Source organism: Streptomyces sp. A012304 (genome assembly GCF_026008495.1).
Taxonomy (GTDB): Bacteria; Actinomycetota; Actinomycetes; order Streptomycetales; family Streptomycetaceae; genus Streptomyces.
In genome coordinates this window covers 1-22088 of the sequence record NZ_BQUN01000035.1, presented here as the reverse complement: position 1 = coordinate 22088, position 22088 = coordinate 1, and the positions used below count along the sequence as shown (strand labels likewise).

Here is a 22088-nt window from a genome sequence, read left to right as displayed (position 1 = left end):
GCTGCCCGGCGGCACCGCCGGTGGGTGCCGGGGCGGCCGGCCGGGCGGCGGACGAGGCGGGCGGGAACGCCGCCGGGGCACCCGGCCCGGTGCTCACGGCAGCGGCCGTGACCCTGGCGCCCAGCACCTCGGTGTCCCCGCGCAACAGGGCCTGGTGCAGGGCCCGCAGCTCGGGTCCCGGGTCGATGCCCAGTTCCGCGCGGAGCCGTTCCCGCCCCTCCTGATAGGTGCGCAGCGCGTCCGGGAGCCGCCCCATCCGGTAAAGGGCGGTCATCAGCTGCCCCCGGGGCCGCTCGCGAAGCGGCTCGGCCGCCACGTGCGCGGAGAGTTCCGCGACCAGTTCCGCCCGGCAGCCGAGGGTCAGTTCGGCGGCGAACCGGATCTCCTGGGCGACCAGCCGGAGTTCGGTCAGGCGCACCGCCTCGACCCGCGCGAAGGACTGGCCCAGCCCTTCCAGGGCCTCCTGCCCGCGCCACCACCCCATCGCCTCCCGCAGGACCTCGACGGCCTCGGCGGCCTGCCCCTGCGAGGCCTTGTGCCGGCCGAGCGCCAGGGCTTCCTCGAAGCGGCGGGCGTCGACGCGGGACGCGGGGAGTTCGGCGAGGTAACCGGGGAACCGTGTGCGGATCGCGCCCACGTCACCGGCTCCGGCGAGCGCGCGGCGCAGCCCGGAGACGTGCGAGGCGACCAGCGCTCTCGCGGTGGCGGGAGGCTGTTCCTCCCAGACCAGGTCCACCAGATGATCGACGGAGAGCACCTCGCCCAGATGGACGACCAGAGCCGCGAGGATCGCCGTCGGCTTGGGGCCGTTCAGCGGAACCCTTCTGCCTCCGTCCCACACCTCGACAGGGCCCAGAAGGCGCATTTCCATCGTCTTCCCCCGGTTCGGGTCCCGCGTCTCGGGAACACGATACCGGCGGGCAATGACGGCGCACGCCTGAAACCGGATTGCCTTTCCGCACTTCCTTTCACAGCTTCGGCAATCCGTTCACATCGAACAACGACTGGAAAAAGAGGCCCTTCTGATGAATTGTCCTCGCAATCGTTCGAACGGAGGGGAAGGAAGGGAGGAGAAGGATCGGGCCGGGCTTCGGCAAAGGGACGGAATGGGCGGCACGGCCGTATGAGTGCCGCCCGGAAAAAACTTCTCCCGTCGCGCTCATACGACGGGGACACGCCGTTCGTCACTCCCTCGACAGCACCCACCGGGCACGAACGCCGAGGGAGTCCCGAATGTCCGAACGAACCAGTCGTCTGCGCCGGGCCGCGGTGGCCGCGGCAGCCATGGGCGGCGCCGTGATGTCCTCACTGGGCACCGCTCCCGCCCACGCCGCGGCCGACACCACCCAGGTCTACGTGTGGGCGACCGATGTGAACATGCGCACGTGCGCTTCCAGGGAGTGCCCCGCCTACGGCGGCGTAAGGGTCGGCAGAATGACGGTGGACGCGTACTGCCAGGAAAAGGGCCAGGCCGTCACCGACGGCCCCTACGCGAACGACTGGTGGGTGAAGGTGGAAGCCGGCGGCCCGATCGGGTGGATCAGCGCGGTCTATGTCAGGGGCGGCGACAACTGGCAGCCGATTCCGGGTGTGTCCCAGGACTGGGCGGACTGTTTCTGAGCGCTATTCAGTACCCGGGGCGGACAGGGGCCGGAGTCCTGTTCGGGTGAATGCCGGTACGCGGCTCGGTGAGGCGGGCGCGGGCCGGGAACAGATGCGGCCATGCCCTCCCCGCGTGCGTGGCCCGTCGTCCTTCTGGTCCTGTCCGTCACTCTTTCGGCCGCTCCTTCGGCCGCCACGGCCGCCACGGCCCCCGCGGCGGCCGAAGAGCCGGTCGTGCCGGTGCTGGAGCGGGCCGCGCGGCCGCTGCTCACCACCGAGCCCGACGCCGACCCGAGCGATCTCCACCCGATCGGCCGGGCGATCGGCGACGCGTCGGTGGTGGGAATGGGCGAGGCCACCCACGGCTCGCACGAGTTCGTCACCCTGAAGCACCGCGTCTTCCACGCCCGGGGCGCCCGCGCGTGAGCCGCACCCTTCTTCCCGGCCAGCACCGCTACTCCGACTCAGCCCCGCCGCGCGGCGACCGCGCCCGTGTACGTCTCCCTCGTCAGGTCCTCCGCCCCGATCCCGAGCTCGGCCAGCACGGCGCGGATGTCGTCCAGGGCCGCAGGCACGTCGGCCTCGTCGACGAGGGTCTCGACCTCGAGGAACGTGCCGTCGAGCTCCGGTACCCGCACGAGCGTGGCGAGCAGCCGCCGGCCACGCGCCTCGAAGTCGTAGTTCCTGCATCGCTTCTCGAACGCGATTACCGGCACATAGCCGAGGCCGCGCAGGATGGCGTGTGCCGCCTCAGAGTTCTCCACACGGGTCTCATGCTCCGGCTTCGACCCGGAAGCCTCGTCGACGGCCGCGCCCTTGAACGGCCGATGAGCCCTTTGCCCGGATCCCTTTCACAGCCCGTGCCGGTCAAGGATGCTCATCAGCTTGCGTCGGCGTTTGAGTTCCGCCCGCAGGCCAGCGAGATACCCGGTGAACGCGTCCTCGGTTCCCAGCGCGCGATGGCAGTCACGGGCCGCCAGGAGCAACCCCGCCAGGTGCTCGTAGGCACGGTCCCCGGTCGGCTCCCTCGACCGCTCGACCAGCCGCAGGTACACGCCGAGCGCCTCGGCCGGACGCATTTCGCGCGACAGGTCAGCGAGTCGCTCCCACTGCCGGTCGTCCGCGCGGTCGGCCGCCTCGCGCCAGGCGGCGTCCAGGTCGCCGTCGTCGAGCAGCGCGTCGATCAGCACGGGCCCGCCGTACCGGCCGCCACGCTCACGACGGGCGTCCTCCTTCAGGATGGCCAGCGCCGCCGCACGCTCGACCTCCCAGCAGTCTGCCGCCCAGGCGGCGGAGCGCAGCTGCCGGTAGGCGGCGAGCGACCGCTCGACACGGAACCGGTCCCGGCGCACCGCGAACGCGTCCGCCACCCGCCCCGTCTTCGCGTACCGGACGCATACATGCTCGACCAGACGGCTGTCGATGTGTGTCTCGGCGGCACAGTCCCGCAGCCCCCGTTCGGCCCAGGCGAGTGCCTCGTCCACACGGCCCGCCGTTTCCAGTTCCTCGGCGATGAGCAGATGGGTGGCACCGGACGGGTCGAGGTCCTGCGCGTGCAGGGCGACCAGTGCGTCGATGTCGCCCTCCGCCTTGACCAGGCGCTCCATCAGGTACCGCTCCGCCCAGCCGGACGGCCTGCGCCTGAGTGCCTCGGCCGCCAGCTGCCGCATGCGGGCCAGTCCGCTCGGCCCCAGCACGTCGGCGTAGTCGAGCGGATCCACCTCCGTCACATCGCCGTCGTCGGCGAGCAGACGTCCTGCCAGCCACTCCGCCAGCCGATCCGGATCGGGGCGTGCGACCCCGCAGGCCTCCAGATGGGCCTCGGCCACTGCGGCGGCGGCCTCCCCGACCACACCGTCAGAGTCGTCGATCTCCCCGTACGCCTCCCCCAGCACCCGGATCGCCTCCTCGGCCAGTCCGACCGCCTGCGCCGCCTGCCCGTCGGCGGTCAGGGCGCGCAGGGCGCTCGCCGCCTCGGCGACTTGCCGCGCATACCCGGAGGCGTCCGCGTACTCGATGTACCCGTACCGGGCGAAGGGCCGCGGATCGATCAGGGCGATGATCCGATCCCGGATCGTACTGAGGTCGGAACGAGCAGCGGCTGCCCGCAGCTCCAAACGCCGGCGTAGTTCCCGGTCCTCGGCGACCTGCTCCCGCACCAGCGCCAACAGTTCGTCACGTGACAGCGCCGAAAGCCACGCCTCCAAGCCGGAAGATCGCGCCCGTGCCGCGGCTCGCTGATGCGGGATCGTCTTCGCCCGCCGCAGCACGGTCAGCCCAACCGCCACGCAGTGCTTGCAGAAGTTGCCCTCCTGTCCGTACGGGCAGTCGCACCATCCCGAGATTCCGTCATCCCCGCCGAGGATGAGCTCCACCTCGTAGACATCCGTACCGTGCACCACGGCGGTGACCGAGCCCTCCCCCACCTCCAGCCCACTCACCGCGTCCAGATATCCCAGCCCCCGCTCGAAGGACCGAGCCCCGGCCAGCGTCCTCAGATCGCCCTCGTCGAATCCCACGACTTTCCGTGCCACACCGGTATTCAACCGCGGAGGGCGCAGTGCCGACCGAGCTGAACGACGAGTGGACAGGTCAACGAGGATCACGCTCCGGTTCACATCACTTCCCGCAAGGGGAACGCCGTCCTCATGTCCGAAGAGGACTTCAACTCTTGGACCGAGACCGTGCACCTCCTGTGCTCCCCCAAGAACGCCCGTCGCCTGCTCGACTCCATCGCCGAGGCGGAGGTCGGCAAGGCCCCGCAAGATGGTCAAGCGCATCAACAAGCTGATCGACGACACGCACCGACTCGTGTACAAGCCGACCGACGATGAGTTGATCATCGTCCAGGCTCGATACCGCTACTGACTCGGCCCGACGAACCAGCACCGGTCCCCTGGGGACGGGGTCGGGATCTCGCGGGCCGCGCCGCTTCGGATTCCTCTCATCGAATGCGCCGGGCGATCCCGGTCGCCCTGCCCATCAGCCATTCGAGCGGCCCCCGCTGGAAGAAGCGGGACCAGATGGTGGCGAGGACGGTGACGGACATGATGAAGCCGAGCAGGGTGTACAGGGGCGGGACGGTCAGTTCCTCGGTGTCCAGGAGCCAGATGGCGACGATGTGGTAGACGTACGCGGTCAGTGACATCGAGCCGACCGCGATGACGGGCCTGGCCAGGCGGCGCAGGCGGGGGAAGGAGTCCATCGCGGCCAGGCACGCGGTGATCACCAAAATCGCCACACCCGTGGCGGCCACGATGGACAGGGTCGCCTCGCTGTGCGGGGCGGAGGCCAGCATCCCGGCCGGGCTGTCGCCGAAGATGCCGATGCTGTCGGGCGATACGGACGGCCCGGACGACATGCCCGGCCCCTCTTCGGCTTTCCGGACGGCTTCGGCGGCACCGGGTACGAGACGCACCGCCAGCCAGGAGCCGCCGTAGCCGGCGACGGCGAGGGCGGCGCCGGTGAGGGCGAGGCGTATCCTTCCGCGCGAATTTCAGGGCCCGGGACTTCGTCACGGAGTCGCAGAGGAGGGCAGCGCGAGTCGCACCGACAGCAGTGACCGTCGCCGACCACCTCATCTACGCCGCTGCCCTCGCCCGCGTCCCGCTCCGCCAGAACACGGCCGAAGGGGACGACAGGATCGGCGCCGGCCGCGTCGCGACCGGCGACATCAGGGCGCCGCGGCAGCTTCCGCGCGGCGCAAGGCGACTTCCAGTACGGCCAGCAGCGCATCGCGGACCGAGCCCGTCTTCCGTGCGTCGAAAACGATCAGTGGTACGTCCTCGGCGATGTCCAGCGCCCACCGCACCTCGTCGAGGTCGTGCTCGACTCCGCCGTCGAACGCGTTGACGGCGACCACAAAAGGGACGTCCTTGTGCTCGAAGTAGTCCACCGCCGCGTAACAGTCGTCCAGTCGGCGGGTGTCCACGATCACCAGGCTGCCGAGGGCGCCCTGTACCAGGTCGTCCCACATGAAGCCGAACCGGTCCTGGCCCGGAGTCCCGAACAGGTACAGCTTGAGTGTCGCGTCGATGGTGACGCAGCCGAAGTCCATGGCGACCGTGGTGGTGATTTTGCCCGGAGTGTGGCTGAGATCGTCCACTCCTGCCGCAACCTCGGTGATGGAGGCCTCGGTGGTCAGCGGTCGTATCTCGGAAATCGAGCCCACGGTCGTGGTCTTGCCGACCCCGAAGCCGCCGGCGATGACCAGCTTGACCGGCGTCGGAGTCTGTTCAGCTCGTGTCACGGAGTGTGTTCCGTGAGTCGGGGACGGCACGGAGACCATCGATAACCCTTCGCAGTACGGAGAGATCCTGGGCGATCGCGGCGTTCGGCCGATGGACCGCCAGATGCCCGGCGACACGCAGGTCCTCGGCCAGCACGCGCACCACGTTGAGGTGCAGTCGCAGTCCGGCGGCCAGTTCCGCCACCGACTGCGGCCGCCGGCAGGCTGCGACCATTTCCTGGTGTTCGAACGTGAGCGAGTGAAGTGCCAGGAGCCCTGCCGAGGTCGACACGACCTGGGTCTCCACCGGCATCGGCGGCGCGGTGCCGCCTGCGGACACCCGGCCGGTGGTCAGCAGGAACGGCCGGATCGCGGGGGCACGGCCGACCGGCTCCGGCGAGCCTTCGGGGTCCCCCGCTGCCTCGTGTGGTGGTCCGACGACGCCCATCACGATCCCTTCACGATGTGCCTGTTCCCGTGCCCTGGCCCCAGGACGGTCAGTGGGCCGACGCCGCGCCGACACTGTTCTTCAGCTCCAGCACCAGCTGGGGGGTGAGCGCGGCCCCGGCCCGGTTGGCGAAGAGGGTCATCTCGTAGGCGATGTTGCCCAGCTTGGCGTCCTCGGAGGTCACCACCCCGAGGACGGCGCCGGAGGCGATCGCCGACACCAGCACATGGCCGCGCTCCAGGTCGATGATGACCTTGTTGAGGCCGCCGAGACCGTAGTTGCCGGAGGCGCCCGCGGCCAGGCTCGTCAGACCGGCCACGATCGCGGCGAGCCGTTCGGAGTCGGCCTGGTCGCGCAGCTGGGACACGGCGATCAGCAGGCCGTCGGACGACACCGCGATGGCGTCCACCACGCCGGCGGTCTCCGTGGCGAACCGCTCGAGCAGCCAGGTGAAATCGGCGGCGGCGGCTCGCAGATCGGTCGGTTCCGGCTGCTCGGAACTGCTTTCAGCTGTCGTCGTGGTCACTGCCCGACTCCTTCTTGGTTTCCTGGTGCTGAGAGGGCGACGGCCCGGTCGAAGCGTGGGCGCTGTCCTGCTCCGCCCGGCGTACGGCGGCTTCGAACTCGTCGAGTTCCGAACGGACGGCCTCGGCGTCCGCGGGCTGCCGTACGGCCGACGACCCCCGGTCGGCCGGTGAGGTGTTCCGGGCGAGTGTCGCTCCCCGCACCCGTCGGCGCAGCGGCCGGGAGGTACGCGCGGAGGGCGGTTCGTCCGGGGCGTCGGTTCGCTCCGCGCCGGTCTGCGCGACATCCGGTTCCGTGGCGGTGAGTCCCGCGCCGGTGGGGGCCGCGCCGCGCCGGGGGAGGTCACCGCGCGGCGCCGGAGCACCCGGCCGCCGAGTGGGGACGGCGACGGCAGAGGCCGGTACGGGCGACGGCGCCGGCACGACCGTCTCCTTCCCGGTCCTCGCCGGGAGCGGCGTCACGTTCGCGACCGGGCCAGTGGACACGGGCTGAGGAAGGCCCGCCGGGCTCATGGCCGACAGGAGCGCGGGAGGGATCCAGACGGTGCCGGTGACCCCGCCGCCCGGCGTACGGCTCAGGGTCACCCGTACACCCCAGCGCCGGGCGAGGCTGCCGACCACGAAGAGACCGAGCACCTTGGTCGGTACGAGGTCGAGCCGCTCCCGGCGGATCAGTCGGGCGTTCTCCTCGGCGAGGCGCTCCGCGTTCATACCGAGGCCGTGGTCGATGACCTCGATCAGTGCCCCGCCCTCCTCGGTGACGTCGGCGCCGGGGCGGACCACCACCTCGACCGGCGTCTGGGACGGGGAGAACGCGACCGCGTTCTCCAGCAGTTCGGCGAACATCAGCGTCAGGTCGCCGATGATGTCGGGCACGACGGTGACCTCCGTCTCCGACCGCAGGGAGACCCGCTCGTAGCCCTCGATCTGGGCGAGCGACGCCCGGATGACGTTGGCCAAGGGGATCGGCCGGGACTCGGCCCCGCTCTCCCGGATGCCGGCGAGCAGCATCAGGCTGTCGGCGTTGCGCTGGAGGCGTACGGCGATGTGGTCGATGCGGTAGAGCTGTTCGAGGAGCTCGAGGTCGGTCTCCTCGCGTTCCATCGCGTCGATCAGATAGAGCTGACGTGTAGTCAGATTGCTCACTCTGCGGCCGACGTTGCCGAACATCTCGGCGACGTTGCGGCGGCTCAGCACCTGTCGCTCCAGCAACTGTACGGCGGTGCTCTGCACTTGGTTGAACGCCTCGGCCAGCTCGCCGATCTCGTCGCGCACCGGGACCGGGATCGGCCGCGGCCGCAGGGGGGTGGTGTCGTCGGACTCGTCGTCCGCGACCCGGGCGAGTTCCTCGCCCGCCACGTCGACCACCTCCTGGGCGGCGCCCGTCAGGGCCACCAGGGGACGTACGACCGAGCGCCGGACCAGGACGCAGAAGACCAGCCAGACGACGAAGCCGAGAAGGGCCAGACCGAGCAGGTACAGCGCTCCCCGCAGGGCGTCCGCCGAGGCGGCGTCGGCCCCGGCGGCGATCTGCTCGATCAGCGACCGGGTGATGCCGAGACGGGTTTCGGCCTGCCGGGTTCCATCGGCGATCGCCTTGCGCAGTTGTGCCGGCGTCTTGTCCTGCAGGGCGCCGGGATCGATCTGCAACTGCGCGAACTGGGCTTCGATGCCGTTCTGCTCGGCGCTGCGTTCGATGCCGTCCATGCGCAGCGCCTGGTCCGGTGTGGCGATCCGCTGGAACCGGCCGACCTGGTGGTCGTAGAGCCCGTGGGCGTCGACCGCGCGGCTGTACTCGGTGAGCGCGTTGGCGTCACGGGTCTGTGCGGAGAACACCGCGCTCTCGAAGGCGGCGTGGGCGGCGTCGGCGCGCAGCACCGTGTCGAGCAGTGTGGTGACCGAGGACGACGAGGTGCTGGAGTAACGGTCCAGACCGAGGCCGTCGATCAGGTAGTCGACCGCGGATGCGTACGCGGGGTCGATGTCGGCGGCGGCGACGTAGCCCCGTTCGAGCTTCTCGCGCAGGACGCCGAGTCCGTGGATGTAGGCGAGCGCCTGCGCCTCCTCGCGCGGCAGGTTTGGTGAGAACTCCGAACGCACGGCGGCGACCTGCGCGTCGGTGTTCCGCTCTGTCCGGCGGTATTCGGCGGTCGACGGCAGCGGGACGCCGGGGCGGGCCGCGTCGTACTGCACGGAGAGCAGCAGGGCCTGCCGGTGTTCGGCCTGTACCTCATTGATGAGCTTCGCGACCTGTTCACTGTCGCGCACCAGGTCCGCGACCCGGGCCGCGTCCCGGGCCTGTTGGACCTGGCCATAGGCGCCGACGCCGAGGAGTACGCCGACGACCGCGACGGGCGCGATCACCAGGACGTTGAGTTTGCGGCGGAACGGCCACCGGTCGAGGACGGTCGCCGCCTTCCGGCGGAACCGCGGACTGTGATCTTCGCGCCCCGGGGGCTCGGGGACGAGCGGCGGGTTCCCTCTGTTCGCGGACACCCGGGCCTCCTTCGACGTGTTGCTGGGCGGCAGGGGCGTCGTGGTCGCCGGACCGCCGGTGGCCGGCAGCTGACGTGACACTTTCGCGGCACTGGCCGCTGAGAGGAGTGAAGCAATCACGCCAAGTGTCTGAAACCGGCTGCGTGAGCGTACTGCACCCACAGCGAAATGCCAGGTTGTAGATCATAAAGAGATGATTACGAAATATTTATAACGTATCTGCATAGTGTGATGCTTCGTCCAGGTAGGCGTCCGTCGCACCGCAGGCCACCGGCCGATGTAGTGTGCGCGGCGGGGGAATTGACGCGAACCGACCGGTTCAGCATGATCCTCGGCATCAAGCCCCTGCCGGCCCACCGCCCGAGCCACCGCTCGGGGCATCCCTGCCTGCCCGTCGCCGTGGGCCTCTCCTTCCGAGGCGATGCAGGCCGTCCCGACGGTGACTGCGCGCCGGAACCGTCGCAGAACCGTGGAGTTCCTCCTCCCCACCCAGTCCTGCCTGCCCCGCTCACCCCCGTGTTGGAGACCCCCGTGCACCCCACCCGCAAGGCTGCCGTGACGGCCACCGCCCTCCTGGCCACCATCACCGTCGCCGTGGGCTGCGAGAGCGGTTCCACGACCACCGATTCCGTCGCCGCGTCCCCCGGTCATTCGTCCAGACCGGGCTGCCCCACCGCCCTTGCCAAGGCCAAGCGGGCCGTCAAGGCGGCCGAGGACGTCAACGCCCCTTGGTCCGGACCGACCAGCGGCCCCCGGGCCGTCCCGGACCGGACCATCGTCTACATCGCCCAGACGCTGACCAATCCCGGCGTCCAGGGCGTCGCCCAGGGCGTTCAGGAAGCCGCCGACATCATCGGCTGGCGCGTCCGCACCATCAACGGCCAGGGCACGCCCTCCGGAATCAAGGCCGCCTTCGACGAGGCCCTCGCCCTCAGACCCGATGGCATAGTCATCGGCGGATTCGATCCGACCTCGACCGCCGAACAGGTCGAGCAGGCGAACGCAGCCGGCATCCCGCTGATCGGCTGGCACGCCGTCGCCACCCCTGGCCCCAGCGAGAACCCGAGACTGCTCAGCAATATCACCACAAGGGTCGAGGACGTGGCGAAGCTCAGCGCCGACTGGATCATCGCGCGCTCCAACGGCCGTGCGGGCGTCGTGCTGTTCACCGACGCCTCGATTCCCTTCGCCAAGCGCAAGTCCGATCTGATCAAGAAGGAACTCGCCACTTGCTCCGATGTCGCGCTGCTGAGCTACGAGAACATCCCGATCCCCCAGGCCAACAGCCGCACCGTCGAGAGGGTCTCCTCCCTGGCCGCCCGCTTGGGCGACAGGTGGACCTACTCCGCCGCCATCAACGACCTCTACTTCGACTACGCGGGCCCCGCCTTGCGCGCCGCCGGCAAGGAGGGTGCGGGTGCTCCGTTCAACATCGGCGCCGGCGACGGCGACCCGTCGGCCTTCCAACGCATCAACGGCAAGGACTTCCAGGCCGCCACTGTGCCCGAACCGCTGTCCGAACAGGGCTGGCAGATCATCGACGAGTTCAACCGTGCCTTCGCCGGCAAGCCGTCCAGCGGATACGTCGCCCCCGTTCACATCACCACTGCGGCCAACAGCGGCGGTGCACTGTCCTGGGACTCCGAAGGCTACCGCGAGGCCTACCGCAAGATCTGGGACAAGTAACCCGCACAGCAGACCTGCAGCCGGCCGGAACCCGCGCGGTGATGGGCCCCGTCGCGGCGAACACCGCCCGGGACACCACATCTGCTTACCTGCGTCCCATCACCGCACCCGTAGATGCGCGCATTCTGTGGTCCCGACGGACAGCGGGATCGGAGCGGTCGTACGGCACCTCAGCCACGCACGTCCCGTTGCTGGACCTCCTTGAGGACATCCGCCACGGCGACGAAGTCGTTGTCCACGTGGAGCACGGTGTGGCCGTGGTGGACCGCCGTCGCGCAGACAAGGAGATCGATGGGGCCGGCCGCGCGGTGCTGCCCGTGCTGGGTGAGCTTGTACTGGGCGGTGTCCACCCAGCGCCAGGCGTTCTTCGGTACCGGCGCCGGATGGCACAGGACATCCAGCTCTTCTGCGATCTCGTCCCGGTGGGCCGGGCCGGTGGCGGAGTAGAGGAACTCGGTGCGGGTCGGCTCGCAGATGTGGAACACCCCGGCGCCGATGTGCCCTTCCCAGGGGCTCAACGCCCCCGGGGTGCGGAACAGGTACCACAGCGCCGAGGTGTCGAGAAGGTACGTGATCATTCGAAGGCCGCCCGGCGGGCGCGCTTGGCCGCGTCATGCGCAGCCGCCGCCTGGTCGAACTCCCCCCGCGCTCCCCGCCCGGCCAGCCTTTCAGCGGCTTCGAGCCGCTTGACCCGGGCAACGTAATCCCGCAGGGCGGTGTTGACCGTCTCCTTCTTCGTCGTGGCACCCATCAGCCGCATCGCCTCGGCCAGCGCCTCATCGTCAAGATCGATCTGAGTGACGGACACGCCACACCTCCCAACACATCTTGTATGCATCCATTGTATGTCACCAACATCCCGAGGCCCACGTCAGCACCTCAGTCGAGCAGGCGTAAGACACACCTGGCACGCCGCCGGTGCACACCCTCCGGGCGATCGCCCTCGGCGCCGACGGAACCCTGGCCTGCCTCGCCGGAAGGCGGGGGCGCGTGCACACCTCACCCCGTCGGCGCGGGAAGCTCCTTCACTGCCGGACCCCTCACCGCCTCGGCATACACGGGGTCCCCTGCGGGCGGCTGGTCGGCCTGAATCCGCGGCGGCCGCGTCATGCGCATCCGATTCAGTCCGCGAGAGCGACCGCACGAGGCATGACCGCAGGTCAACGAAGCACCCAACTACAGATCACCGCAGCGCCGTTGAACTCACGAGCAGCGGATTCAGTCCGTTGGCCCGAAGTCCTGAATCCGCACGCCCGCTGAGACGTTTCCGCAGGACAGACGCCTGCTTGGTGGGGCGGGTGGGACTCGAACCCACGGCCGACGGATTATGAGTCCGCTGCTCTAACCGGCTGAGCTACCGCCCCATAGCGGCGTGTCGCGTACATGTGTGCGCGCCGTCTGCCGCAGCATAGCCGCTCATACGATCTCACGCTCCGGCTGGTCCGACCTCGCACGCCCAGGAGGACCGCGCTGCGACCTGCGTGGTTCCCATCGGCGTGGGACCGGCATGAAAAAGGACCCCACCGGGGTCCTCGATCACGATGCTCCCCCGACTGGACTCGAACCAGTAACCTGCCGGTTAACAGCCGGCTGCTCTGCCAATTGAGCTACGGAGGACCGAGCTCCCCCGACTGGACTCGAACCAGTAACCTGCCGGTTAACAGCCGGCTGCTCTGCCAATTGAGCTACGGAGGAATGCCTCGTTGCATCGAACGCATCCACCTGGGTATTCGCCAGAGGGCGGGCGCTCGCTGCGACACATACATTAGCGCAAGCAGGGGGGTGCTTCGCCAATCGGTTCCCCCGGGCGCCGTTGCCGCGCCAAGACCTACACGAGGGAAGGGTGGCCGCCATGCGCTACCGGCTCACATTCGTCGTCGGACTCGCCCTGGGTTACGTGCTGGGCACACGGGCCGGGCGCGAGCGCTACGAACAGCTGAAGAAGTCCGCCCAGCAGTTCGCGCAGAACCCCGCGGTCCGCAACACCGCGGAGACGGCGGCGCAGCAGGGCCGCCAGTTCGCGGGGCGGGCGTACCACGTCGTCAGTGACAAGGTCGGCGACCACATGCCGGATTCGGTGGCGGGCCGGGTCCGGTCCCTGCGCGAGCGCTCCGTTCACAGCAACGGCTCGGACGACTGGGGAACCACCAACCCCTAGAACCCCTTGGAGCCGACACGGTCACCCCCCGGGGTACGGCAGAATTTTCGGTATGGGGATAGTCGCCGGGTTGGACAGTTCGCCCGATTTCACTCGTATCGTCGTCTGCGACACGGACACGGGAGCCGTGCTCAGGCAGGGATATGCCCCGCATCCGGTGGAGAGCCCGGAGGCCGGGGGGCGCCCCAGCGACGTCGATCCGCAGGCCTGGCTGCTGTCCCTCGGGGAGGCGGCCGGGGGCGGGCTGCTCGAAGGCGTGCAGGCCATCGGGGTGTCCTCGCAGCAGAACGCGGTCGTGCCGCTGGACGCGCAGGGCAACACCGTGCGTCCGGCGATGGTCGGCGGTGACAAGCGGGCGCAGGTCGCCGCGGCCGACCTCGTCGACGCGCTCGGGGGCCGCGAGGCCTGGGCGCAGGCCGTGGGGAGCGTGCCGCAGGCCGCGCACCCGGTGACCAAGCTGCGGTGGCTCGCGAAGAACGAGCCCGAGGCGGCCATGCGCACCGCCGTACTGCTCCAGGCGCACGACTGGCTGGTGTGGCAGCTGCTCGGGCGGCCGGTCCGCAGGACCACCGACCGCGGCGGCGCCTCCGGCACCGGGTACTGGTCGGCCGCCATCGGCGGCTACCGGCCCGACCTGGTCGAGCTGGCCCTCGGCCACCAGGCGATGCTGCCCGAGGTGATCGGCCCCGCCGACGCCGCCGGTACGACCCCGGAGGGCCTGTTGATCTCCGCCGGGACGGGCGAGACGATGGCCGCCGCGCTCGGGCTCGGCCTCGGGCTGGGCGACGCGGTGGTCTCCCTGGGGGCCTCCGGGTCCGTCATGGCCGTCCACCCCGAGGCACTCGTCGACCAGAGCGGGATGATCACCTCCCTGGCCGACGCGGCCGGCATGCATCTGCCGGTCGTCACCACCCTGAACGCCGTACGGACCCTGCGCGGGGCCGCCGAGCTGCTCGGGGTGCCGGATCTGGAGAGCCTGTCCGAGCTGGCGATGAAGTCGACGCCGGGGTCGCACGGGCTGGTGCTGCTGCCCTATCTGGAGGGTGAGCGCACACCGAACCTGCCGCACACGGCGGGCACGCTGGCGGGGCTGCGGCGCGAGTCGATGAAGCCGGAGCACTTCGCGCGGGCCGCGTTCGAGGGGATGCTGTGCGGGCTCGCGGACGCGCTCGACGTGCTGCGCGGGCGGGGCGTGGAGGTGCGGCGGATCTTCCTGCTCGGGGCGGCGGCCGAGCTGCCGGCCGTGCAGGCGGCGGCGCCCGCGCTGTTCGGGGCGCAGGTCGTCGTACCGCAGCCGGCGGACTACGCGGCGATCGGGGCGGCGCGGCAGGCGGCGTGGGCGCTCGGGGTGTCTCAGGGGACCCTGGATCCGCGGACGCCGCCGGCCTGGCACGGGGCGGCGGCGCAGGTGCTGGAGCCGGGCGAGGAGCTGGCCGTCGGGCAGGCGGTGCGCCAGCAGTTCGTGTCGGTGCGCGAGCAGACCCATCCGACAGCGTTCCGCTCGCAGGGTCTGTAGCACACCGCCGTCGGGTTAATCAGTTGAGGTAACGCCGGTGGAGTGTTCGACGATAGGGGCCAAGGGCAACCAATGCCCCTACCGCCGACTCCGAGAGACGTAGCGTGCTCATACGACTTCTGCGGACCTATCTCAGGCCCTACAGGAAACCCATCGCCCTACTGGTGCTGCTGCAGTTACTGCAGACCTGCGCCACCCTCTACCTGCCCACGCTGAACGCCGACATCATCGACGACGGCGTCGTCCACGGCGACACCGGCTACATCCTGACCTACGGCGGTCTGATGGTCGGTGTCTCGCTGGTGCAGGTCGTGTGCAACATCGGTGCCGTGTACTACGGCGCGCGGACGGCGTCGGCGCTCGGCCGGGACATGCGGGCGGCCGTCTTCGACCGGGTGCAGTCCTTCTCCGCGCGCGAGGTCGGCCACTTCGGCGCGCCCTCGCTGATCACGCGGACCACGAACGACGTCCAGCAGATCCAGATGCTGGCCCTGATGACGTTCACGCTGATGGTGTCGGCGCCCATCATGTGCGTCGGCGGCATCGTGATGGCGCTCGGCCTGGACGTGCCGCTGTCCGCGGTGCTGGTCGCGGTGGTGCCGGTGCTGGGCATCTGCGTGACGCTGATCGTGCGGCGGCTGCGGCCGCTGTTCCGGTCCATGCAGGAGCGCCTGGACACGGTCAACCGGGTGCTGCGCGAGCAGATCACCGGCAACCGCGTCATCCGGGCCTTCGTGCGCGACACGTACGAGGAGGAACGCTTCCGCAAGGCCAACGCGGACCTCACCGAGATCTCGCTGAAGTCCGGCAACCTGCTGGCGCTGATGTTCCCGGTGGTCATGACGGTGGTGAACCTGTCGTCGATCGCGGTGGTGTGGTTCGGCGCCCATCGGATCGACAGCGGGGGGATGCAGATCGGTGACCTGACCGCCTTCCTCGCCTACCTCATGCAGATCGTCATGTCCGTGATGATGGCGACCTTCATGTTCATGATGGTGCCGCGCGCCGAGGTGTGCGCCGAGCGCGTCCAGGAGGTCCTGGCCACCGAGTCGAGCGTGGTGCCGCCGGTGGCGCCGGTGCGCGAGCTGCGCCGGCACGGCCATCTGGAGCTCCGGGGGGCGGGCTTCCGCTACCCGGGCGCGGAGGAGCCGGTGCTGAAGGCCGTCGACCTGGTGGCCCGCCCCGGGGAGACGACCGCCGTGATCGGTTCGACCGGCAGCGGCAAGTCCACCCTGCTCGGGCTGGTCCCCCGGCTGTTCGACGCCACCGACGGGGAGGTCCTCGTCGACGGCGTGCCCGTCGTCGACATCGCCCCGGACGTGCTGGCCAGGACCGTCGGGCTCGTGCCGCAGAGGCCGTACCTCTTCGCGGGCACCGTCGCCAGCAATCTGCGCTACGGCAATCCCGACGCGAGCGACGAGGAGCTGTGGCACGCGCTGGAGGTGGCGCAGGCGAAGGACTTCGTGCGCAAGCTCGACGGCGGGCTCGACGCCCCGGTCGCGCAGGGCGGGACGAACGTCTCCGGCGGTCAGCGGCAGCGGCTCGCCATCGCCCGCACGCTGGTGCAGCGGCCGGAGATCTACCTCTTCGACGACTCCTTCTCCGCCCTCGACTACGCCACCGACGCGGCGCTGCGCGCGGCGCTCGGGCGGGAGACCGCCGAGGCGACCGTCGTGATCGTCGCCCAGCGGGTGGCCACCATCCGGGACGCCGACCGGATCGTCGTCCTCGACGAGGGCCGCGTCGTCGGCACGGGCACGCACCAGGAGCTGATGGCGGACAACGAGACCTACCGGGAGATCGTGCTCTCCCAGCTGACGGAAGCGGAGGCTGCCTGATGGCCGGGCCCATGGGGCGGATGATGGCCGGGACCGGACCGGACAACCAGTCGCTGGACTTCAAGGTGTCCGGCCGCCGGCTCCTCGCCCGGTTCAGGCCGGAGCGGGCCACCCTCTACGTCATGCTGCTGTGCGTGGTCCTGAGCGTGGGCCTCAACGTGGTCGGGCCGAAGATCCTCGGCCGGGCCACCGACCTGGTCTTCGCCGGCATCATCGGGCGGGAGATGCCGGAGGGGGCCAGCAAGGAACAGGTCCTGGACTCCATGCGCGAGCGGGGCGACGGCGACGTCGCCGACATGCTGCGGAGCACGGACTTCACCCCGGGCGAGGGCATCGACTTCCACGCGGTCGGCCAGGTCCTGCTGTTCGCCGTCGGGGTGTTCCTGGTGGCCGGTCTGCTGATGGCGGTGGCGACCCGGCTGGTCAACACGGCCGTCAACCGCACGATGTACCGGATGCGGGAGGACGTGCAGACGAAGCTGTCGCGGCTGCCGCTGTCGTACTTCGACAAGCGGCAGCGCGGTGAGGTGCTGTCCCGGGCGACGAACGACATCGACAACATCGGGCAGACGCTCCAGCAGTCGCTGGGGCAGCTCATCAACTCGCTGCTGACCATCGTCGGTGTGCTGGCGATGATGTTCTGGGTGTCGTGGCTGCTGGCACTGGTCGCGCTGGTCACCGTGCCGCTGTCGGCGGTCGTCGCCGCGAAGGTGGGCAAGCGGTCGCAGCCGCACTTCGTGCAGCAGTGGCGCTCCACCGGCAAGCTGAACGCGCACATCGAGGAGATGTACACCGGTCACACCCTGGTGAAGGTGTTCGGCCGGCAGGAGGAGTCGGCACGGCAGTTCGCCGAGCAGAACGACGCGCTGTACGAGGCCGGGTTCAAGGCGCAGTTCAACAGCGGGATCATGCAGCCGCTGATGTTCTTCGTGTCGAACATCAACTACGTGCTGGTGGCGGTCGTCGGCGGGCTGCGGGTCGCGTCCGGGTCGCTGTCCATCGGTGACGTGCAGGCCTTCATCCAGTACTCGCGGCAGTTCTCCATGCCGCTGACGCAGGTCGCGTCGATGGCGAACCTGGTGCAGTCGGGTGTCGCGTCGGCGGAGCGGATCTTCGAGCTGCTGGACGCGGAGGAGCAGCAGGCCGACCCGGTGCCGGGCGTGCGGCCCGAGGAACTGCGCGGGCGGGTGGCGCTGGAGCACGTCTCCTTCCGCTACGACCCCGACAAGCCGCTCATCGACGACCTCTCGCTGGTCGTGGAGCCCGGGCACACGGTCGCGATCGTCGGGCCCACGGGCGCGGGCAAGACCACGCTGGTCAACCTGCTCATGCGGTTCTACGACGTCTCCGGCGGGCGCATCACCCTCGACGGTGTGGACATCGCGGCGATGTCCCGCGACGAGCTGCGCGCCGGCATCGGCATGGTGCTCCAGGACACCTGGCTGTTCGGCGGCACCATCGCGGAGAACATCGCGTACGGGGCGTCCCGGGAGGTCACCCGGGGCGAGATCGAGGAGGCGGCGCGGGCGGCGCACGCGGACCGGTTCATCCGGACGCTGCCCGACGGGTACGACACCGTGATCGACGACGAGGGCAGTGGGGTCAGCGCCGGTGAGAAGCAGCTGATCACCATCGCCCGGGCGTTCCTGTCGGACCCGGTGATCCTGGTGCTCGACGAGGCGACGAGTTCCGTGGACACCCGGACGGAGGTGCTGATCCAGAAGGCGATGGCGAAGCTGGCGCACGGGCGGACGTCGTTCGTCATCGCGCACCGGCTGTCGACGATCCGGGACGCGGACACGATTCTGGTGATGGAGAACGGGACGATCGTGGAGCAGGGGGCGCACGCCGAGCTGCTGGCGGCCGGTGGCGCTTACGCACGGCTGTACGAGGCGCAGTTCGCGCAGGCGGTGGCCGAGGTGGACTAGGGCGTGCGGGGGCCGCCCCCGAAGGGCGGCCCTCTCAGTCCAGGTAGCCCCGTAGCTGGTCCGCGAAGGCGTGGTCCCTCAGTTTGTTGAGGGTCTTGGACTCGATCTGACGTATGCGTTCCCTGGTGACGCCGAAGATGCGGCCGATCTCCTCCAGGGTGCGGGGGCGGCCGTCGGCCAGGCCGTAGCGGAGCTGGACGACCTTGCGTTCGCGTTCGCCGAGGGTCGACAGAACCGCCTCCAGGTGCTCCCTGAGCAGCAGGAACGCGGCCGACTCGACAGGGCTCGCCGCGTCGCCGTCCTCGATGAGGTCGCCGAGGGCCACGTCGTCCTCCTCGCCCACGGGCGCGTGCAGGGAGACCGGCTCCTGCGCGAGGCGCAGGACCTCGCCGACGCGTTCCGGCGCGAGGTCGAGCTGGGCCGCGACCTCGTCGGCGGTCGGCTCGCAGCCTCGTTCCTGGAGCATGCGGCGCTGCACGCGGACGACCCGGTTGATCAGCTCCACCACGTGGACCGGGACGCGGATGGTGCGCGCCTGGTCGGCCAGGGCCCGGGACATGGCCTGGCGGATCCACCAGGTGGCGTAGGTGGAGAACTTGTAGCCGCGGGCGTAGTCGAACTTCTCGACCGCCCTGATCAGGCCGAGGTTGCCCTCCTGGACCAGGTCGAGCATGGTCAGGCCGCGGCCGACGTACCGCTTGGCGACCGAGACGACCAGGCGCAGATTGGCCTCGATGAGGCGGCGTTTGGCCATCCGGCCCATGACGACGAGCCGGTCGAGGTCGAAGGCGAGGTCGCTGTCCAGGTCGGGGGTGCTGCCGAGCTTCTCCTCGGCGAAGAGGCCGGCCTCGACGCGGCGGGCCAGCTCCACCTCCTCGGCCGCGGTGAGCAGCGGGATCCGGCCGATCTCCCGGAGATACTGGCGGAACAGGTCGGAGGACGGGCCGGCCGTCTCGGCGGCGCGCGGGGCGGGCGGTTCGACGGGCTCCGGGGCCTCCTCGAGGGCCTCCGTGGGCGGGTCGTCCGGCTCGGCCGCGGTCTCCGTCGGCGTCCCCATGGCCGGCTCCGGTTCCGTCTCCGGGTGGTGCGCGGCACGGGTCTGCGGCGGGACCGCGACCAGGACGTCCGTTTCGGTGTCCGCTTCCGTGCCGTCGGTACTGATGTCGGTGTGGGTCAGGGTCTGGGTCTGCACGGGGGCGACCTCCAGGATGTTCGCTGCCGAGCGCGGCAGCGCTGCTTTAGGAGCGGAGTCGGCGGCCTCGCCGCTGTCCGTCCCGTACGCGTTGAGCGGAACCGCGGGGATGGGGGACCCGCTGGGAACGGATCGGCCGCGCTCCGAGGACTCAGGCACCGCCCCCAGTGTGGAGTACGACACATCGCCGCCACGAGGGGCGTGCGATGACTTTTTGCGTGCGGTCCGTGACCGCGAGGTGACCCTGGCATAACCCGGATGCCGGGCCCGCCCCTGATCTGCCACGATCCCCGGGTGTCTTCCGCGAACCTGTACGAAACCCATGTGACGGTCCGCTGCGCCGGCCCCGAGGAGTCGGAGCGGCTGGACCGGTGGGCGGCGTCGGCCGGCCTGAAACTGACGCACATCGTGCTGGCCCGGGGCCGGATGCGCGAGCAGCCGATGCTCACCCTGACCGGATCGGCGTCGTACGCCGACGAGCGGGCGCGGGCCGCGCGGGTGGCGGCGCGGCTGCGGAGGGACGGGTTCGAGCCGGTCCGGGTGAAGATCGAGTGCGCGCCCTGGGCCCCTGAAGTCCCGGGCGAGAGTGGCGATGACGGTGGCGAGGGCGGTGACGGCGGGCGGTACTTCGAGCACCACGTGAAGCTGCTGCTCGGCGCCGACGCGGACCTCGACGCCCTGGCGGCGCGCGTGGCGCCGCACGGCGCGCATCTGTCGTGGAACGCCCGGCGGGTGCGCGGCGGCGGGCGGCACGAGCGGTTCGTCACACAGCGCTGTCACGGTGGGGACGCCGAGGGCGCGGGGCGGGCGCTGGATCGGCTCCTGGCGGAGCTGGACGGTTCGGACGTGCTGTCCGTGGAGCGGGAGTTCGTGCTCCACGACAGCGACGTGTCGGTGGACGACGGTTGGCTGGACGAGACGGCGGGGGTACGCGGATGAGCGGCACATGGCGGGGTTTCGGCTGGCTGCGGAGCAAGGAGATCCCCCGGCAGCCGTTGGACGAGGAGACACGCAGCGCGCAGGACCTGCCGAGGACGTTGCAGTGGGTGCCGGGCCACGACGTGGTGCAGCGCCCCGTCTTCGACCCGGCGATGAAGCACTACCAGAACGCCTACCGGGCGACCGACCCCGCCTTCCGCGACCCGGCCCGCGGCGACGCCTGGCGGGCGGCCCGGCGTCGGGCCATGGACCTGGTGCTGACGGCGGTCGCGGAGTCGGAGTGGGTGGAGTCGCTGGTGCTGCGCGGCAGCGTGCTGATGGCGGCCTGGTTCGGCGAGGCCGCCCGCGAGCCCGGTGACCTGGACTTCGTCGTCGTACCGCGGGCCTGGGACATCGACGACCCGCGCACGGGACGGATGCTGGCGGGGATCGCCGCGGCGGCGCAGGCGCGGGCTGGGGACGACCCGCACGGGCAGGGGCCGCGGATCTCGGCGGACGGCGCGGTGGTCGAGGACATCTGGACCTACGACCGGGTGCCGGGGCGGCGCATGGTGCTGCCGTGGGACGCCCCGGGGCTGCCCGGCGGCCACGTCCAGCTCGACTTCGTCTTCAACGAGCCGCTTCCGGCGGAGCCCGAGCCGGTGGAGGTGGCGGACGGGGCGGTCCTGCTGGGGGCGACGCCCGAGCTGTCCCTGGCATGGAAGCTGATGTGGCTCCTGACCGATGTGCACGGGCAGGGCAAGGACCTGTACGACGCCGTGCTCCTGGCGGAGCGGCACCCGCTCACCTACGACCTGCTGCACGAGGTGTTCCGCATCTCCGGCGAATGGCCCTACCCCTACCGTCAGGAGGTGTTCCTGGCGGACCTGGTGGAGGCGGTCCGAGAGGTCGAGTGGGAGCACTTCGTCACCGAGCACCCGCGGTTCGCGGACCGGGAGGGGGAGTTCGTGGAGCGTCTGGTGCGGGCCGTCACGCCGACCTTCGAGGGGCGGTCAGAGGGCGGCGGCGCCGTGCTCCCGTAGGGCCTGGTCGTACTGCTGGAGGATCCACAACTCGTTCTGCACGGCGGCGAGCTGGGCGGGGTCGCCGCCGGCGGCCAGGCGGGTCAGCTGCGACTGGACGTCGCGGACACGGCGCTCCACGGCGCGGCGGCGGACCTGCACGAGCACGGTGCCCGCGTACACCTCGTCCACCGTCCGCCGCATGATCGGCTCGACGGCCAGCTCGGTGACCATCGCGCGGACGGTGTCGTCGGGCGCGGCGTCGCGGACCCGGACCAGGTACTCCTGGCCGTCCTGCGTGCCGTACTCGGCGCCGCCCGCGTCCAGGACGGCCTGGCGCACGGCGGCGTAGGGGGCGGCGGTGAACTCGTCCACGCCGTAGGCGTCGAACGCCGGGGAGACCAGCTCCGGGCGCTGGAGGGCGAGCTTGAGCAGCTCGCGTTCGGTGGCGTAGACGGGGTTGCGGAGGGTGAGGGACGGGCCGGGGGCGGCGGGGCGGGGGGCGGGCTCGTACGGCTGCCGCGGGCCGCGG

General features: G+C 70.6%; 18 protein-coding genes, 3 tRNA genes and 5 pseudogenes. 11 read left to right on the top strand and 15 right to left on the bottom strand.

The window, feature by feature from the left end:
• The coding region (locus ALMP_RS08170; protein ID WP_264925585.1) for an AfsR/SARP family transcriptional regulator at window positions 1–871 on the bottom strand (871 nt) is incomplete at its 3' end.
• A gap of 362 nt (window positions 872–1233) precedes the next feature.
• Here ALMP_RS08170 and ALMP_RS08165 point away from each other — a divergent pair.
• Both ALMP_RS08165 and ALMP_RS08160 read left to right on the top strand, forming a co-directional pair.
• Window positions 1234–1620, top strand: a complete 387-nt coding sequence (locus ALMP_RS08165) for a peptidase M23 (protein ID WP_264925584.1) — start codon at window positions 1234–1236, stop codon at window positions 1618–1620.
• Window positions 1621–1722: 102 nt separating this feature from the next.
• Window positions 1723–2028 carry a hypothetical protein gene (locus ALMP_RS08160; RefSeq protein ID WP_264925583.1) on the top strand — a complete coding sequence of 102 codons (306 nt, stop codon included), beginning with the start codon at window positions 1723–1725 and terminating at the stop codon, window positions 2026–2028.
• Window positions 2029–2066: 38 nt separating this feature from the next.
• On the opposite strand, the pseudogene ALMP_RS08155 reads toward ALMP_RS08160, so the two are convergent.
• Both ALMP_RS08155 and ALMP_RS08150 read right to left on the bottom strand, forming a co-directional pair.
• Window positions 2067–2423 (bottom strand): annotated as a pseudogene (locus tag ALMP_RS08155) (class IV adenylate cyclase); the annotation flags it as partial.
• A 30-nt stretch (window positions 2424–2453) separates the two neighbouring features.
• Window positions 2454–4136, bottom strand: a complete 1683-nt coding sequence (locus tag ALMP_RS08150; protein ID WP_264925582.1) for an SWIM zinc finger domain-containing protein — start codon at window positions 4134–4136, stop codon at window positions 2454–2456.
• A gap of 54 nt (window positions 4137–4190) precedes the next feature.
• On the opposite strand from ALMP_RS08150, the pseudogene ALMP_RS08145 reads away from it, so the two are divergent.
• A pseudogene (locus tag ALMP_RS08145) lies at window positions 4191–4397 on the top strand (type II toxin-antitoxin system Phd/YefM family antitoxin); the annotation flags it as partial.
• A pseudogene (locus ALMP_RS08140) lies at window positions 4384–4470 on the top strand (type II toxin-antitoxin system YoeB family toxin); the annotation flags it as partial. The pseudogenes ALMP_RS08145 and ALMP_RS08140, both read left to right, overlap by 14 nt.
• Before the next feature lie 76 nt (window positions 4471–4546).
• Here the strand turns inward: ALMP_RS08140 and ALMP_RS08135 are convergent.
• From ALMP_RS08135 to ALMP_RS08115, 5 genes and pseudogenes are all read right to left on the bottom strand, one after another.
• Window positions 4547–5086, bottom strand: a pseudogene (locus ALMP_RS08135) (DUF418 domain-containing protein); the annotation flags it as partial.
• A gap of 189 nt (window positions 5087–5275) precedes the next feature.
• The gene (locus tag ALMP_RS08130; protein ID WP_264925581.1) at window positions 5276–5890 is read right to left on the bottom strand and encodes an ATP/GTP-binding protein; all 615 of its coding nucleotides are present in this window, start codon (window positions 5888–5890) and stop codon (window positions 5276–5278) included.
• A complete protein-coding gene (locus tag ALMP_RS08125) occupies window positions 5838–6278 on the bottom strand; it encodes a DUF742 domain-containing protein (protein WP_264925580.1) in 441 nt (146 codons plus the stop codon). Before ALMP_RS08125 ends, ALMP_RS08130 begins: the two co-directional genes overlap by 53 nt.
• A 49-nt stretch (window positions 6279–6327) precedes the next feature.
• On the bottom strand, window positions 6328–6804 hold the full coding sequence (locus ALMP_RS08120) for a roadblock/LC7 domain-containing protein (protein ID WP_264925579.1): 477 nt from the start codon (window positions 6802–6804) through the stop codon (window positions 6328–6330).
• Window positions 6785–9298 (bottom strand): ATP-binding protein, encoded by a 2514-nt coding sequence (locus ALMP_RS08115; RefSeq protein ID WP_264925578.1) that lies wholly within the window; start codon window positions 9296–9298, stop codon window positions 6785–6787. Before ALMP_RS08115 ends, ALMP_RS08120 begins: the two co-directional genes overlap by 20 nt.
• Window positions 9299–9829: 531 nt before the next feature.
• Between ALMP_RS08115 and ALMP_RS08110 the strand changes: the two genes are divergently transcribed.
• Window positions 9830–10984 (top strand): substrate-binding domain-containing protein, encoded by a 1155-nt coding sequence (locus tag ALMP_RS08110; protein WP_264925602.1) that lies wholly within the window; start codon window positions 9830–9832, stop codon window positions 10982–10984.
• 170 nt (window positions 10985–11154) lie between these two features.
• Here ALMP_RS08110 and ALMP_RS08105 read toward each other — a convergent pair whose 3' ends face one another.
• The 5 genes from ALMP_RS08105 to ALMP_RS08085 form a co-directional block, all read right to left on the bottom strand.
• The gene (locus ALMP_RS08105; RefSeq protein ID WP_264925577.1) at window positions 11155–11562 is read right to left on the bottom strand and encodes a PIN domain nuclease; all 408 of its coding nucleotides are present in this window, start codon (window positions 11560–11562) and stop codon (window positions 11155–11157) included.
• Window positions 11559–11792 carry a type II toxin-antitoxin system VapB family antitoxin gene (locus ALMP_RS08100; protein WP_264925576.1) on the bottom strand — a complete coding sequence of 78 codons (234 nt, stop codon included), beginning with the start codon at window positions 11790–11792 and terminating at the stop codon, window positions 11559–11561. The genes ALMP_RS08105 and ALMP_RS08100 overlap by 4 nt, the downstream gene beginning before the upstream one ends.
• A 479-nt stretch (window positions 11793–12271) precedes the next feature.
• A tRNA-Ile gene (locus ALMP_RS08095) sits at window positions 12272–12348 on the bottom strand.
• A 180-nt stretch (window positions 12349–12528) separates the two neighbouring features.
• A tRNA-Asn gene (locus ALMP_RS08090) sits at window positions 12529–12601 on the bottom strand.
• Between the two features lie 5 nt (window positions 12602–12606).
• Window positions 12607–12679, bottom strand: a tRNA-Asn gene (locus ALMP_RS08085).
• A 157-nt stretch (window positions 12680–12836) separates the two neighbouring features.
• Here ALMP_RS08085 and ALMP_RS08080 point away from each other — a divergent pair.
• The 4 genes from ALMP_RS08080 (at window position 12837) to ALMP_RS08065 (ending at window position 18424) form a co-directional block, all read left to right on the top strand.
• The gene (locus ALMP_RS08080; protein WP_264925575.1) at window positions 12837–13142 is read left to right on the top strand and encodes a YtxH domain-containing protein; all 306 of its coding nucleotides are present in this window, start codon (window positions 12837–12839) and stop codon (window positions 13140–13142) included.
• Window positions 13143–13194: 52 nt separating this feature from the next.
• Entirely contained in the window at window positions 13195–14658 is a 1464-nt protein-coding gene (locus ALMP_RS08075) for an FGGY-family carbohydrate kinase (RefSeq protein ID WP_264925574.1), read from the top strand.
• A gap of 104 nt (window positions 14659–14762) precedes the next feature.
• Window positions 14763–16496 carry an ABC transporter ATP-binding protein gene (locus ALMP_RS08070; RefSeq protein WP_264925573.1) on the top strand — a complete coding sequence of 578 codons (1734 nt, stop codon included), beginning with the start codon at window positions 14763–14765 and terminating at the stop codon, window positions 16494–16496.
• Window positions 16496–18424: an ABC transporter ATP-binding protein gene (locus ALMP_RS08065; protein WP_264925572.1), complete on the top strand. Its 1929-nt coding sequence runs from the start codon at window positions 16496–16498 to the stop codon at window positions 18422–18424. The genes ALMP_RS08070 and ALMP_RS08065 overlap by 1 nt, the downstream gene beginning before the upstream one ends.
• Before the next feature lie 34 nt (window positions 18425–18458).
• Here the strand turns inward: ALMP_RS08065 and ALMP_RS08060 are convergent, their stop codons facing one another.
• Window positions 18459–19775 (bottom strand): RNA polymerase sigma factor, encoded by a 1317-nt coding sequence (locus tag ALMP_RS08060; protein WP_264925571.1) that lies wholly within the window; start codon window positions 19773–19775, stop codon window positions 18459–18461.
• Window positions 19776–19874: 99 nt separating this feature from the next.
• Between ALMP_RS08060 and ALMP_RS08055 the strand changes: the two genes are divergently transcribed.
• Together ALMP_RS08055 and ALMP_RS08050 are read left to right on the top strand one after the other, a co-directional pair.
• On the top strand, window positions 19875–20555 hold the full coding sequence (locus ALMP_RS08055; RefSeq protein WP_264925570.1) for a hypothetical protein: 681 nt from the start codon (window positions 19875–19877) through the stop codon (window positions 20553–20555).
• Window positions 20552–21577 (top strand): nucleotidyl transferase AbiEii/AbiGii toxin family protein, encoded by a 1026-nt coding sequence (locus ALMP_RS08050; RefSeq protein ID WP_264925569.1) that lies wholly within the window; start codon window positions 20552–20554, stop codon window positions 21575–21577. The genes ALMP_RS08055 and ALMP_RS08050 overlap by 4 nt, the downstream gene beginning before the upstream one ends.
• On the opposite strand, the pseudogene ALMP_RS08045 reads toward ALMP_RS08050, so the two are convergent.
• Window positions 21548–22088, bottom strand: a pseudogene (locus tag ALMP_RS08045) (DNA primase); the annotation flags it as partial. The gene ALMP_RS08050 and the pseudogene ALMP_RS08045 sit on opposite strands and share 30 nt — an antisense overlap.

Excerpts from the sequence above, each read along its gene's own strand:
- ALMP_RS08165 (WP_264925584.1), top strand. The coding sequence starts at position 1,234 with ATGTCCGAACGAACCAGTCGTCTGCGCCGGGCCGCGGTGGCCGCGGCA.
- ALMP_RS08160 (WP_264925583.1), top strand. The coding sequence starts at position 1,723 with ATGCCCTCCCCGCGTGCGTGGCCCGTCGTCCTTCTGGTCCTGTCCGTC.
- ALMP_RS08130 (WP_264925581.1), bottom strand. The coding sequence starts at position 5,890 with ATGGTCTCCGTGCCGTCCCCGACTCACGGAACACACTCCGTGACACGA.
- ALMP_RS08125 (WP_264925580.1), bottom strand. The coding sequence starts at position 6,278 with ATGGGCGTCGTCGGACCACCACACGAGGCAGCGGGGGACCCCGAAGGC.
- ALMP_RS08105 (WP_264925577.1), bottom strand. The coding sequence starts at position 11,562 with ATGATCACGTACCTTCTCGACACCTCGGCGCTGTGGTACCTGTTCCGC.
- ALMP_RS08080 (WP_264925575.1), top strand. The coding sequence starts at position 12,837 with ATGCGCTACCGGCTCACATTCGTCGTCGGACTCGCCCTGGGTTACGTG.
- ALMP_RS08075 (WP_264925574.1), top strand. The coding sequence starts at position 13,195 with ATGGGGATAGTCGCCGGGTTGGACAGTTCGCCCGATTTCACTCGTATC.
- ALMP_RS08065 (WP_264925572.1), top strand. The coding sequence starts at position 16,496 with ATGGCCGGGCCCATGGGGCGGATGATGGCCGGGACCGGACCGGACAAC.
- ALMP_RS08055 (WP_264925570.1), top strand. The coding sequence starts at position 19,875 with ATGCCGGGCCCGCCCCTGATCTGCCACGATCCCCGGGTGTCTTCCGCG.
- ALMP_RS08050 (WP_264925569.1), top strand. The coding sequence starts at position 20,552 with ATGAGCGGCACATGGCGGGGTTTCGGCTGGCTGCGGAGCAAGGAGATC.